The following is a 12,318-nucleotide window of genomic DNA, read 5'->3' on the forward strand; positions in this document are numbered from 1 at the left end:
GTCATGACTAACATCCCTGTCTACCATGTGCTCGCCCTGTCGGGTGGAGGTTATCGCGGCCTCTATACGGCTACGGTTCTTGCCGAACTTGAAGCAGTGCTGGGTCGCCCTATCGCTTCCCACTTTGACCTGATTTGTGGCACATCGGCAGGAGGGATGTTGGCTTTGGGGCTGGCAGCGGAGATTCCAGCTAGCGAACTCAAGGCATTGTTCGAAGACGAAGGTAGCCGCATCTTTGGTTGCCGCAGCCTCCCAAGGCGGCTTTTGGGATTCTGGCTGACTGCAAAGCATGACTCGACGGGATGGCGAGATGTGCTGACCGAACGCTTCCAGGGAACCACGATAGGCGACTTAAAGCATCGTGTTCTTGTGCCCGCAGTCAACTACTCGACGGGTCGCGGACAGTTCTTCAAGACGCCTCACCATCCTTCCTTTGAGCTGGATCACCGCATGAAGATCGTCGATGTCGCGTTGGCGACTGCCGCCGCCCCCGTCTACTTCCCGCTGGCGCGCAACGACCGTGGTGTCTTCGCGGATGGTGGGTTGGTAGGCAATGCCCCCGGCCTGTTCGGGTTGCACGAAGTAAAGACGTTCCTCGCGCCGAAACAGGATGCGCTAATTCGAGTTCTCTCCATCGGTACGATGACGATCGGTGCAACCGTTCGTGGCGGTGCCAGCCTTGACCTCGGATTCGGAAAGTGGCGTGGTGGACTCTTCGATTTGGTGATCTCCGCCCAGGAATCGTCAGTGGACTACATGCTGCGGCAGTTGTTGGGGAACAACTACTTCCAGATCGACGACAAGGCAACACCGGATCAGAGTAAGGACGTGAAGGCGCTGGATCGGGTTTCCATTGGCGCCACGAATACGCTCAAGGATCGTGGAAGCCATGCGGCGCAGCGTGCGCTGGGCGATCCACTTTTCCAACCGTTTCGAGCGCACCAGGCCGGCGCCCCCATCTTCTACCACGGTCCCAACAAGAATGTTCCGGAGGCTGCATGCTGAACCTGAGCCCGCTTTTCTTTACCACCGTTGACGACGAATCCTGCATGCATGACGAGCTGGATCTGACGCCTGAGCAACGCGCTTGGATCGCGAGCGCCCGTACTGATGTCAGGGCCTGCCTTCGTACAGGCATCCCTCGCGTGTTGAGGGCAAACGGATACACGGAGAACGTGCCACAGCCGCGCTTTTTCACGCAAGGATCGTGGGTATACAAGACGCTGAACTCTCCGGCCCAACGCCCTCAGCAGGCAGATGTCGATGATGGATGCTATCTGCCATTGAGCTTCGTCTCGCAAACGAAACGCCCCAGCACGGCAACGACAGTGTTCTTTGCCGCTGCGGAAGAAGCCTTGAAGCCGCTGGTCGAGGAAAAGCACTGGAAGCTTGTCACCGACAAGCCTACGTGCATCCGCATCGTCATTTCAGCGTATGCCCACATTGATATTCCTCTGTACGCCATTCCTGACGAAGAATTTGTCTTGCTCGCAAAGGCTTCGATGGAGCGATATGGCTACGACTCGTTGACGGACGCGGTGAACATGGCAGAGCGGGATGTTTGGACAGCACTGCCCGCTGACAAGGTGCTCCTGGCCCATCGTGAATGCAACTGGATGCCCTCTGACCCCAGACCTGTGAAGGAATGGTTCCTGAGCGAAGTGGAGATCAAAGGGGAGCAGTTCCGCCGCGTGGTTCGTTACTTGAAGGCGTTCCGCGATTGGAGGTGGTCGAGCGGCGGGCCCGCTTCGATTCTGCTGATGGCCGCCGCAGCCCCGCTCTTTGAGAAACGTGATCGGCGTGATGACCTCGCGTTGCTGGATGTCGTCACGTCACTGCCGGCCCAGTTGCGGGCAGGTGTGAACAACCCCGTGGATGAGTCCGAGTCTCTCACGGAGCGGCTTGGCAAAGCGGGTGTCGAAGAAGCAGCAAAGGCGTTTGGAGAATTTGAGAAAGTGCTTCGCGGAGCCACCGATGCCGGCAGCCCTTCACAGGCCTGCATTTGGATGCAGGGTGAATTCGGCCCTCGCTTTCCGAACGAGCCGGATCGGGTCAAGGTGGTATCCGTTGCTGCCACCATTGCTGCGGCTCCCGCCACGGCTGGCCCTAGCGAGCTTGTCGGGCGAACGAAGGCAGGATGAGCAGCGCCGCAGCGGTCGCAGACGTCATCGAGGCTTTCAAGCAGCGAGGCTTCGAGTTTGTTGGCAAGACGGATGACGGCTGGTTCAGGCTGCACGGGCAGTTGACCCCACCCCAAGCAGACAAGGGCTGTCCGTGCGAAGTTCAGCTCGATCCTACGTTCTTCGACTTACCTCGCATCCGGCTGCTGGATATTCCTCCTGAGCTACCCGCAGCGGTTCCTCATCTGGGTACAGGTGGTGGACTTTGCTATCTCTCCAAGGGAACGGTCGTTCTGGATATCTACGATCCTGTCGGACAGTCGCTGGCATGCTTGCAGCGCGCTGCCGTCGTGCTCGGGCAGATCTTGAAGGGGGGGATGATTGAGGATCTTACGGAAGAGTTTTTCGCCTATTGGGATGGATGGCTTTGCTTTGTGGACATGCAGGGCGAAGACCTAGGGCGACAGAGCTGCATAATCGCGCAGGCCAATGGTAATTCTTTGTGGTTCATCACCGATAACAAAGACCGAACAACGAAGAAGTTGAAGTCGCTCGGCTACCAGGTCACCGATCAAACGGTGCTGACTTACCGGATCAAAACCAGCGCTCAACCTCGCCCGCTGACCAGCCATTGGCCTCCCGAAACAGTTGCGGATATCTTGGCGTGGCAAAGCACTCTTGACCCCCGGTGCCGGCGCAAGATTCACGCGCGCATCAAGGAAGGAGAAAGAAAGAAGGCCAACGGCGTTCTGATCGTTATCGAGTCTCTGTTGATGACGTATGGCTTTGCGGTTCTCTATGATCGTCAATGCCAAGTCCAAAAGGGCAAGCTCGCAGATCGCCGGGATTCGAGCTATGGGTTAAAGGCGATGCCCGTCTCGGTGGTCAGAATCGATGATCGATACCTTGCCCAGCGAAACATACCTAAGTCAAAGACGCTTGCAGGTAAGAACCTAGCCGTTGTTGGATGCGGCACGATCGGCGGATATCTGTCGGACATGCTGGTCAAGGCTGGGGCGGGGACATGCGGCGGAAAGCTCACGTTGGTGGATTTCGACTACCTTCTCCCGCAAAACATCGGGCGTCATCGCCTGGGATTTCCGGACTTGCTGTCGAACAAGGCCGAGGCCATGGCGAAAGAACTCAAGCACTTGGCGCCAGGGGCCGAGATTCGTGCACTCCCTGTGGATGTCAGGCAGGCCCAATTGGGAGAGCTGGACTTGCTCATAGATGCCACCGGGGAAGAGTCCCTCGGGCATTGGCTATGCGGCCACTATCCACCACCTACACCCATGCTTTCGGTCTGGATAGAGGGGCCGGGTACGGCTGTCCGTGCACTCTTGAGAACGAACGCATCTGGTGCTTGCTACAGATGCCTTTGGCATAGCAACAAAAGAGGTGAACTACGCTCCACCCTTGATCCTCTTCCTACCATCTTGGCGGGGCATGGATGTGAGGGCTTGTACGTGCCGTTTCCCGCCTCGGTGTCAGTGCATGCTGCCAGCCTAGGTGCTGAAATGACACTCGACTGGGTCAACGGCGTCTATTCTCCTGCGCTGCGAACCAGGCTGATCGACCGCGCCCAGCAGCTTGCCACGCCTGATTGCGATCCACCGCTGGATCGCGAGTGCCCTCTATGCGGCTCATGAGTTCCTGGGCAACCAGCGACAAGAGGACGCTGCTGCATTTCTCGGAGTCTACGCTGGAGATTTTCTATCAGCATGTCCAAGCCAGTGATACCGACTGCGAGGCTGGCGGACTGCTGCTTGGTTCGGTTCATGGAGCCCACATGCTTATCGAACAGGCAACGGTTCCTACAATAAGGGACAAGCGATTCCACTACCTTTTCGAGCGAATGCCATTTGGTCACGAAGCCATTGCTCTGGCTCGATGGACGGCGAGTCAAGGAACCGTCCGCTATTTGGGCGAATGGCACACACATCCAGAAGACCATCCTCAACCTTCTAGTCTCGATAGATCGGAATGGAACCGCTTATCAGCGAAGCGTCGAGACAAGCGGCCAATGCTTGCTGTTATCGTCGGGCGAAAATCTTTATATGCCGAGTTGGTGCCAGAATCAGGCCGAGGTTCGGTATTTACCTCTGTGGAATAGCGGGCTGCGCCTGCGGGCCCCACCAACCCGGCGCTCGCTTCTTGCCCCCCAGCCACGGACTCCCTGTCGTCACGGGCGATGAACTCAGGAAAGACTGTGGCAACGAGGCCGGCCCAGGTCTCCGCGCCAACCCTATCCACCACATGAACAGCACGTCACCAGAGTGTCATACACAAAGGTGTATGCTCCCCACCACTAAAGGATTAGTACTAACTGAAGGATCAGTGCTCGCTGAAGGACCAGCATCCCCGTCGAAAGCCCGGCATCCTTGCCGGGCTTTTTTATTTGCAGACCCCGAAATCAGCTACACCAGTTCTCATCAAGCGGTACGCCTGAGTATTTTCTTTGTCTCAGCTCAGCACAAACTCAGGAATAGTGCGGTTTCTCGCCACAAGACGGCTCTATCCTCGTATCAGATGGTCTATATTACTTGCAGCCAAGCTTGGGTCGAACCATTGGCTGCTTGGGTGATAATGCGGCTGGCTTTTCAGCCGTATTATCACTCTCCCTCCATACGTTTTCCCACTTTACGAATCGCTTTGCCGTCAATATCTCTACCGGCACCATCGTTGCGATACCAGCTCATTTGAGGGTATGCATAATAGCAACTGTAGCTGAGATCACGCTCTGGGCGTGGCAGTCACCGAAGAGATATTAGCCGTACGAGTGGCATATTATTGAGGAGTTACGGCTTGGGCGGAGGGCAGCAGTACAGCCAAAATATCTACTTCCAAACGCTTGGTCACACTCTCAAACCACACCGCTACGGTACCGGCTGCCCATGTATCTGGTAGTCGAGTCTGGTTCTACCATAATTATGCCGAGGCTGACCTGATCAGTTTTTCGATGTCCACGACCGTTCAGGCACTGCCGAGAAACACAAGCACTGCCAATCGGATCCAGCACTGGCCAGTACTGACATTATCGTGCTGCAGGCCAGACAGGGGCGGCCGTATCCCCCGGGGCAGTTTCAGATTGGTGGAGCCTATTACTCAGCAGTATCGTCGGCGATGTACACCTGACATGGACCCATCGCAACCGTGTGGGACAGGCCGACCTGGTGATTGATACGGCATTAGGGAGCACTGGGCCAGAAGCTGGGACTACCTATAGCGCCCGGCTGCTGCGTGCTGACTACCGGACCGTGCTGGCCGGTGAAGCGGGTATCCCAGCTACTGGCGTGACACTGACAACTGTATTGAAGGGAAGATCATTGTGGAGCTATGGGCAGTCAGGAGCAGAATGAATAGCTGGTAGAAATACCGGCATAGCCTGGCTCACAGCAACCCACCACCGCCGTGCCCCCCCCTGTAGGGTTTGCGCTGAAGCGTGAAGTTCTTGATGGTGGGCATCGGGCTTGCCAGCAACGCGAAAGCCGGTAAGCAGTTGCACACCATTAAGACGCCAAGCGGCAGGAGGTATCAATGAAAATCTTCATTCACGGTCACAGGGAGTACTTGGCCACACTGGAGATCGACTATCCAATGGAGCAGGTGCAAGAGCGAGTCTGGTTTCATCTGAACCAAGATAAAACCCCGGATGGACCACCGCGTACTGACCTGACAGGCAAGAGCTCCCCAACCTACCTGGCTCTGGAATACGAGTTGGCCGGATACAGGGCACATGACAAAATGCCCATGTACCAATTCCGTAGGACTCTGGAAGGGAACGGCAACTGGATTGCAAAGCCGTTGCCGCAGGTGAAAAGATTACAATAGGCAAATATCGCCGATCCGCGACAGTTATCGCGCCGCGCTACATCCAACCAGCTGAAAATGAATACCGGTTTTCTAGGGGGAGCAGTCACGGTTTGGTCACGTCTTGGTCACAAAGTCAAAATCACTCGCAGGCCAACATCATAAAACCAAACCTCAAAAACGAAAAAACCCCTTAACTTTCATCAAGTTAAGGGGTTTAAAATATGGCGCAGTGGACGGGACTCGAACCCGCGACCCCCGGCGTGACAGGCCGGTATTCTAACCAACTGAACTACCACTGCACAAAACCTCGAGTGGTGGGTGATGACGGGATCGAACCGCCGACCCTCTGCTTGTAAGGCAGATGCTCTCCCAGCTGAGCTAATCACCCATTTGCTCTCGAAGTGGGGCGCATTCTAGGCAGCTTTTATCCTTCTGGCAACACCTTTCGTAAAAAAATATCAGCCATTTTCAATATGTTAATCAAAGCCCCCGTATTGGCTGGCCGAAGCTGCCGGTGTCAGGCAATATTGCTGGCTTTTGTGACCAGACGTACAAGGACAACCTAATGTGGTTTCGTAATCTTCTGCTCTACCGTTTCAGCCAGACCATTCCGTTCAGCGAAGCTGAGCTGATAACCGCGCTCGACGAGCGCCCTTCCCGCCCCTGCGGCAGTCAGGACACCCATACCCTTGGTTGGACGACGCCCTTCGGCAAACATTCGGAGAACCGCGTTCAAGTAGCACAGGGCTACTGGTTGATCGCCCTGCGCAAGGAAGAGCGCATTCTGCCCGGTAGCGTGGTGCGCGATGGCCTAGCGGAAAAGGTTGACGAAATCGAAGCCCGCGACGGCCGCAAGGTTTACAAGAAAGAACGCGACACGCTCAAGGATGAGTTGGTCATGTCCCTGCTGCCGCGTGCCTTCACACGCACTCAGACCACCCTGGCGTGCATTGCACCGCAAGAGGGCTGGATAGCTATTGATAGCGCCAGCAGCAAGCGTGCTGAGGATCTGCTGAGCCTTCTACGCGAATGCACGGGCAGCCTCCCGGTCAGACCGCTTAACGTCAAGATCGCTCCGGCGGCGTGCATGACCGACTGGGTCAAAACCGGCCAAGCTCCCGAAGGTCTGATCATTGGCGATGAGTGCGAGCTGCGTGACACCAGCGAAGATGGCGGCGTTATACGCTGCAAACGCCAGGACCTGGCCAGTGACGAAATCCAACAGCACCTCACCGTTGGCAAACAGGTCAGCCAGTTAAGCCTGCAGTGGCAGGAGAAACTCGCGTTCAGCCTGGACGACAAGCTCACCGTCAAGCGCTTGAAGTTCGAAGATCTTCTGCGCGATGAAGCGGATGATCAGGCCTCAGACGATATGGCCGCCGAACTGGATGCCAGCTTCAATATCATGGCCAAGACACTGTCAGAACTAATCCCGTCACTGACGGCGGCACTGGGTGGTGAGGAAACACCGCAGGGCATCTAAGCTGCGTCAACAGGAGAAAAGCTATCCACAATATCTGTGGACAACTTTGTGGATAGCCTGATAAAAACTCCGTCCGAACCATAGCCCACGGGCTCAAAGCTTAGAATGATCATTTTTTGAACAGTTTTTTATTCATTAAAATCAATGAGTTACGTTATACGCACGTATATCAACAGGTTACAGCAGGTTTTGACAGTACTATGACAGCGGCGGCCGCAAACTGTGCACAATGTCAACCCGCCGCTGCCGTCCAGCGGCATACAATGCACTGAAAGACGGCAACATTAGCGCCGGCAAACCGTAGCAAGGATCCCGATCCCGTTTAGGGAATGACGCGCTGCTCCAGCCACCGGGATGCCGCTGAGGCAGCGTCACTACGCGGATATTGCTCGACCACATAACGCAGCCGGGATGCTCCTAGCTCGCGGCGGCCTGATTCTATATCCGCCATTGCCAGGCCATATTCCGCACCGGCCATCCCTTCGTGCAAAGCTTCAAGCCTAGGAGCCACTTCCTGACGGTAGGCGGAGTCCGGGTACTGGCGTACAAAGCCTACCAACCCATCATGCGCACGCCGGCCCACCGTCAACCTTTCTTGATCATCACCCTCGACCAATTCAAAGCGGACAAATTCAGCCAACGCGCGCAGATAAGCTGAGTAATCCTGATTGGTCGCATTCGGATGCCGGGTCTGAAAGTCGGCCAAAAGGCGTTCCACTGCCGGGATCTGGCCTTGCTGTAAACAGGTATAGGCTGCTTCTTGCTCCAGACCCGGGTTGCGTAACGCAAGAATCTCATTGGCCAGCTCCAGGCTGCAACGCCCCAGCCCGAGCTTGGCCCGGGCATCCACTAGCGCTGCGTTATCCACCGCCTCCCCCCGTGGCTGGGTGGCGGTGGTCGCGCAACCGGCCAGACCTATTGCCAACATGATGAGCAGAATTATCCGCATCGGATTGCACTCCAGATTCATTTCAAGGGTATCGTTCATTGCAAATTGATCCGCCAACTTGTCCAGCCCTGCGCGTTGGGCTTGCCCAACAGCGTCAGGCCGCCTACCAGCGCCGCGTCGGCGTCCGCCCGCGCCTGCATCTGGGTGTTCAATGCCAGGGCCTGGCCGGGCCGCCAGCGGCCATCACCGCGCAAACCCAAGGGCCCTCCCCGGTCGGCCAGGTGAAAAACCAGCCAGCCGTCTTCGCCATTCAGGTCGGCGGTCAAATGCCCCAACGGCAACGCATTGGGTAATCCGCCGGCAGCGTTCTCCCACACCAGTTGGCCCTCGGCCTGGCCAATATATTCAAATTCGTTCAGCTCCAGCAGGGGTACGTCCAGAAGCCAGTGACCCGCCAGCACAAAGGGCGCCTTGTTCAAGGCTGCCATGCTGGCGGCATCCAGTCGCCCGTCTACATTCTTCAAGCGTATGGAGCCCAGCCCGACATCCAGCTGTGCCGTCACTTGGCCGTTGCGCGGCTGCCAGAACAGATCCAGGCTGATGTTGCCGCGCAGCAACCCGGACGGTTGCCAATCCCAGCGTAATGCTCCCTGATCAACGCCCTGCACCTGCATCCGGCCCACCTGCCCGGCCCACAAGGTACCCGTTAAACCCTCCAGAGTAACCTGTGCTGGCAACTGCCCCTGTATCCGGCTCCAGACGAACGAGGCCGGCAAGTACCAGATCAAGCTACCCAGATAGAGCAAGACCCCCAGCAGGATCACGCTTTTCATGCTCACCATTTTCTTCATCAACGCGACTCCACAAGAACGCGCGCCGACACCTGCCCTGGCTCTGATCCTGCATCGACGGCCAGTTGACTGATCTGCAGACCCTGGCGTTTTTCCAACTCGGCCAGCCAGCGCATAAGCGCATCAAAGGAAACGCTGTCGAACCAGATCCGGGCGCCCTGCCCCTCAGGCTGGATACGCTCCATCGACGTGCGCATTCCCGAAGCATTGGCAGACACTTCAACCAAGGTCAGCACTGATCCATTGCCTGCTGGTGCCCTCGCTCCGCTACCGGACTGGGCAGCCGCCCTACGGCGAACCTCGGTGGCAACCTGCTGCATCCAGTCATGGTCGGCACTGAGCGTGGCAACTTCACTGTGCAAACTGGCTCGCCGATTGGCCAGCGGCTCGATAATCGCCAACCAAATCAGCAATAGCGCCAATACCAGCATACCGACGATCAGAATCACCCGCTCGCGCGGAGCCAAGCCCGCCCACCAGGCGTTCATGATTCTCTCCTGGACACTTTGAGGCGTGCAGTAACGCCCTCGGTACCCGAATCGGCGCCCTGGAGGGTCTCGGTCAAACCCGGTTTGGTTGAAAGCTGCGTACGCAGTGCTTCCAAATCGGCAAAGGATTTCATTTGCAACTCTACCTCAAGCTCATTGGGTGTAGACCGGAACTGCCTGATCCGCGCTCCATCGCTCTCCTTGATGACGGCCAGAGCCTCGTACAGTAGCGCGCCACTGCCTTGCCCGCCGGCTGCAGCGGCACTGCCCTGCATTACCTGCCGAAACTGCTCAGGTGCATCTACGCGCCGGCTGTTTGGCAAGCTGCGCTCGAATACGCTGTTGATACCCTCTACTAGGCGGTCACGTTCACGTGTCAGCGCTGCCCATTCCAGTGCTACCTGACCCAACGCCAAGAACACTACGACGCCAGCGGCAATCATCGCTGGCCTAGCCTTGCGCCAGGGCGGGGCGGCCATACTCACTGCATAAGCGCCGCTAAGCAGGTTTAGCGAGGGCGTCGGCCCTAGAGCTCGTCGCAAGGCTTGCATCAGATCTGCCCCCGCCTCCATTGGCAGGATACTCACGCCCTCTGCGCTACCAAGGCCCAATGCGGCTGGCTGGTAACCTACTAGCTCCAGGCGGCGCTGCGGCTCGGGCAACGCGGCCAGCCGGCGCTGCAACCAGAGCAGCAACATACCCTCTTCGATCAGAGCAGGCTCCTGATCTGCGGCGGTGATCAGCGCTTGCGGCGCAGTGCTAGGCCATGGCGAGGGCATGATGCGTAGACCCGCCTCGGGGGCGTCTTGCGCATGCAGCGCCGCCAAGGGCAGTATCGCGTCAACGCGCCAGCCACACTCACGAAATACCTCCTGCCGTTCCTGCATATGCTCCTGTTCGACGACAGCGGCGGCAATGCGCCCGTCCTCACGTCGCGGACCGGCCACGCAATGCAGTAGCTCCAGATCCTGACTGAGCAGGTCTTCCAGGGCATAAGGCAACGCCGCGCGGATCGAGGCGGCACGCTTGACCGGCATATCCAGCCGATACAGCCCGACCGCCATCGCTGGGGCCAGCGCACGCAAACGCTCTGCGGCAAAGCGCAGACGCAAATCGGTCAGCGTATCCTGCCCCTCTTCAACCAACAGGCCCTCGCGGTCGAGCTGCCACCAGTACAATAGGGTGGCGCTCAGACCAGGCTGCTGTGAGTTCTCCGGCAATAGCACTATCAACATAATTCGATCCGTTATTATCAGGGCTCGCAGGCCGTTTGTTCTCGCAGGACCACCACACCATTGGGCGCATCCAGCAACGAACATTGGAAGAAACGCCGCTCACCAAACTCGGCTACCAACTCCAACCGCATAAACCAGGGTGATTGCTCTGAAGCCGCTCGCCCATTGAACACGTCCTGTATCAGTTCAGAGGCGCGCTGCATGTCTATCGGGCTGGCTTGCCCAGGATAGGCAGTGACATAGGGCGCCAGCGCTGTCCAGGCTTCGCTGGTCATGCCCACCACCGAATTCAGCTCCGAAGCGACCAGCATAGGCCGGTTACCTGAGAGCCGTGGTGGCTCGTCCAATCGATAGCTTGGATCATCGGTTTCCGGATTCATCCAGTCGCTGACCGCCAGCGCCAATTGAGCGCCGGAGGGCATGCTAGCACCCGATTCGGTGCCTACCCGGTCAACCAGCTGGGCAAAATACCCCTGTTCAGTCTCGTCTGCGCCACCTAATGCATTGAGGTTATAGCGGCACTGCATATTCTCCACCGTGGCCTGAAGGCGTACCCCATCGACCATAAACGGCAACGTCGGCGAGCGGCAGGTATCCCAGACCAACTCGTCCGGCCCGTCAACCCGCTCGAGCATTTGCAGAATCATCTTTTCCCCGCCCAACGCGATCTGTCGTGACAGGTCGCGCTCGAATACCGCGCTGGTACGGCGAATATCGGTCTGGCTGCGCATCGCCATCGCCACCGCTGCAGCGACGGCCAAAGCAACCACCAGCAATGCAGTGACTAATGCCACCCCCTGCTGTTTGCCCCGACCGCTCACAGCCCCACCGCCATCAGACGGCGTATCTCACCGTAGCCGGGTATATCCAATACAATTTCCACGGCCAATGGCAGTTGGCTGGCGGCTGGGTCGCTGTCGGCCGGCGGCCATGCGTCCAGCCGGTCGAGTCCAGTGGCGTTACGCACGACCAAGGCAAAGCCAGTCTGCATGCCGAGTCGTTCGTCCTCATCCACCAGAAAGCCAAAGGGCTGCACCCGCGCACTCTCTGCATCCGCTATATCTACCCCTGGCCAGAGCTGCCGCTCTAGCCCGCGATCAGTTATCAGCCAAGCAGTCCGGCGCAGGCGTTGATCACCGCCTGCGCCAGCACGGACTATCTCCAATAACTTGCTATCGCCACCTGCGCGCAAACGCAGCGGTGGCATGCGATCACCAAATTCATCGCGCACGCTGATATCGACCAACTGCGCCAAATCCCGCTCCAGTACGCTGAGCGTGACCTGCAGGTCAGCCAGGCGCCGCGCATGCTCTTGGGTTACCTGGTCAGCGCTTAAAACCGCACGCAAACCGCCATAAGCCACCATACTCATAACCGCGAACACCGCCATCGCCACGAGCATTTCCAACAGAGTAAAACCGCGCACGCGGCGGCGCATA

General features: G+C 57.8%; 12 protein-coding genes and 2 tRNA genes. 6 read left to right on the top strand and 8 right to left on the bottom strand.

What is annotated here, in order from left to right; all coding sequences use genetic code 11:
* Window positions 1–3: 3 nt before the first annotated feature.
* The 5 genes from K787_RS0113605 (at window position 4) to K787_RS0113625 (ending at window position 5,951) form a co-directional block, all read left to right on the top strand.
* Complete coding sequence (locus K787_RS0113605) at window positions 4–1,005, top strand: CBASS cGAMP-activated phospholipase (protein WP_022963356.1); 1,002 nt, start codon at window positions 4–6, stop codon at window positions 1,003–1,005.
* Window positions 999–2,141, top strand: a complete 1,143-nt coding sequence (locus K787_RS0113610; RefSeq protein WP_022963357.1) for a CBASS cGAMP synthase — start codon at window positions 999–1,001, stop codon at window positions 2,139–2,141. Before K787_RS0113605 ends, K787_RS0113610 begins: the two co-directional genes overlap by 7 nt.
* Window positions 2,138–3,769 carry a ThiF family adenylyltransferase gene (locus K787_RS0113615; RefSeq protein WP_022963358.1) on the top strand — a complete coding sequence of 544 codons (1,632 nt, stop codon included), beginning with the start codon at window positions 2,138–2,140 and terminating at the stop codon, window positions 3,767–3,769. The genes K787_RS0113610 and K787_RS0113615 overlap by 4 nt, the downstream gene beginning before the upstream one ends.
* Entirely contained in the window at window positions 3,766–4,233 is a 468-nt protein-coding gene (locus tag K787_RS0113620) for a Mov34/MPN/PAD-1 family protein (RefSeq protein WP_235801942.1), read from the top strand. The genes K787_RS0113615 and K787_RS0113620 overlap by 4 nt, the downstream gene beginning before the upstream one ends.
* A gap of 1,424 nt (window positions 4,234–5,657) precedes the next feature.
* A complete protein-coding gene (locus K787_RS0113625; RefSeq protein WP_022963360.1) occupies window positions 5,658–5,951 on the top strand; it encodes a hypothetical protein in 294 nt (97 codons plus the stop codon).
* A 204-nt stretch (window positions 5,952–6,155) separates the two neighbouring features.
* Here K787_RS0113625 and K787_RS0113630 read toward each other — a convergent pair.
* Window positions 6,156–6,232 (bottom strand) — tRNA-Asp (locus K787_RS0113630).
* Between the two features lie 13 nt (window positions 6,233–6,245).
* Window positions 6,246–6,321 (bottom strand) — tRNA-Val (locus K787_RS0113635).
* Window positions 6,322–6,498: 177 nt separating this feature from the next.
* On the opposite strand from K787_RS0113635, the gene rdgC reads away from it, so the two are divergent.
* Entirely contained in the window at window positions 6,499–7,416 is a 918-nt protein-coding gene (gene rdgC, locus K787_RS0113640) for a recombination-associated protein RdgC (protein WP_022963361.1), read from the top strand.
* A 322-nt stretch (window positions 7,417–7,738) separates the two neighbouring features.
* On the opposite strand, the gene bamD is transcribed toward rdgC, so the two are convergent.
* The 6 genes from bamD to gspJ are packed head-to-tail and all read right to left on the bottom strand — an operon-like array spanning window position 7,739 to window position 12,317.
* Window positions 7,739–8,404: an outer membrane protein assembly factor BamD gene (gene bamD / locus K787_RS24345; protein WP_022963362.1), complete on the bottom strand. Its 666-nt coding sequence runs from the start codon at window positions 8,402–8,404 to the stop codon at window positions 7,739–7,741.
* Window positions 8,401–9,156, bottom strand: coding sequence for a type II secretion system protein N (locus K787_RS0113650; RefSeq protein ID WP_022963363.1), 756 nt, complete (start codon window positions 9,154–9,156; stop codon window positions 8,401–8,403). Before K787_RS0113650 ends, bamD begins: the two co-directional genes overlap by 4 nt.
* Window positions 9,156–9,644: a type II secretion system protein M gene (locus K787_RS0113655; protein WP_022963364.1), complete on the bottom strand. Its 489-nt coding sequence runs from the start codon at window positions 9,642–9,644 to the stop codon at window positions 9,156–9,158. The genes K787_RS0113650 and K787_RS0113655 overlap by 1 nt, the downstream gene beginning before the upstream one ends.
* On the bottom strand, window positions 9,641–10,879 hold the full coding sequence (gene gspL / locus K787_RS0113660) for a type II secretion system protein GspL (RefSeq protein ID WP_022963365.1): 1,239 nt from the start codon (window positions 10,877–10,879) through the stop codon (window positions 9,641–9,643). Before gspL ends, K787_RS0113655 begins: the two co-directional genes overlap by 4 nt.
* Before the next feature lie 17 nt (window positions 10,880–10,896).
* Window positions 10,897–11,700 (bottom strand): type II secretion system protein GspK, encoded by an 804-nt coding sequence (locus K787_RS0113665; RefSeq protein ID WP_022963366.1) that lies wholly within the window; start codon window positions 11,698–11,700, stop codon window positions 10,897–10,899.
* Window positions 11,697–12,317, bottom strand: a complete 621-nt coding sequence (gspJ, locus tag K787_RS0113670; protein WP_052185381.1) for a type II secretion system minor pseudopilin GspJ — start codon at window positions 12,315–12,317, stop codon at window positions 11,697–11,699. The genes K787_RS0113665 and gspJ overlap by 4 nt, the downstream gene beginning before the upstream one ends.
* Window position 12,318: the final 1 nt, after the last annotated feature.

The sequence above is a fragment of the Halopseudomonas pelagia CL-AP6 genome (assembly GCF_000410875.1).
Taxonomy (GTDB): domain Bacteria; phylum Pseudomonadota; class Gammaproteobacteria; order Pseudomonadales; family Pseudomonadaceae; genus Halopseudomonas; species Halopseudomonas pelagia.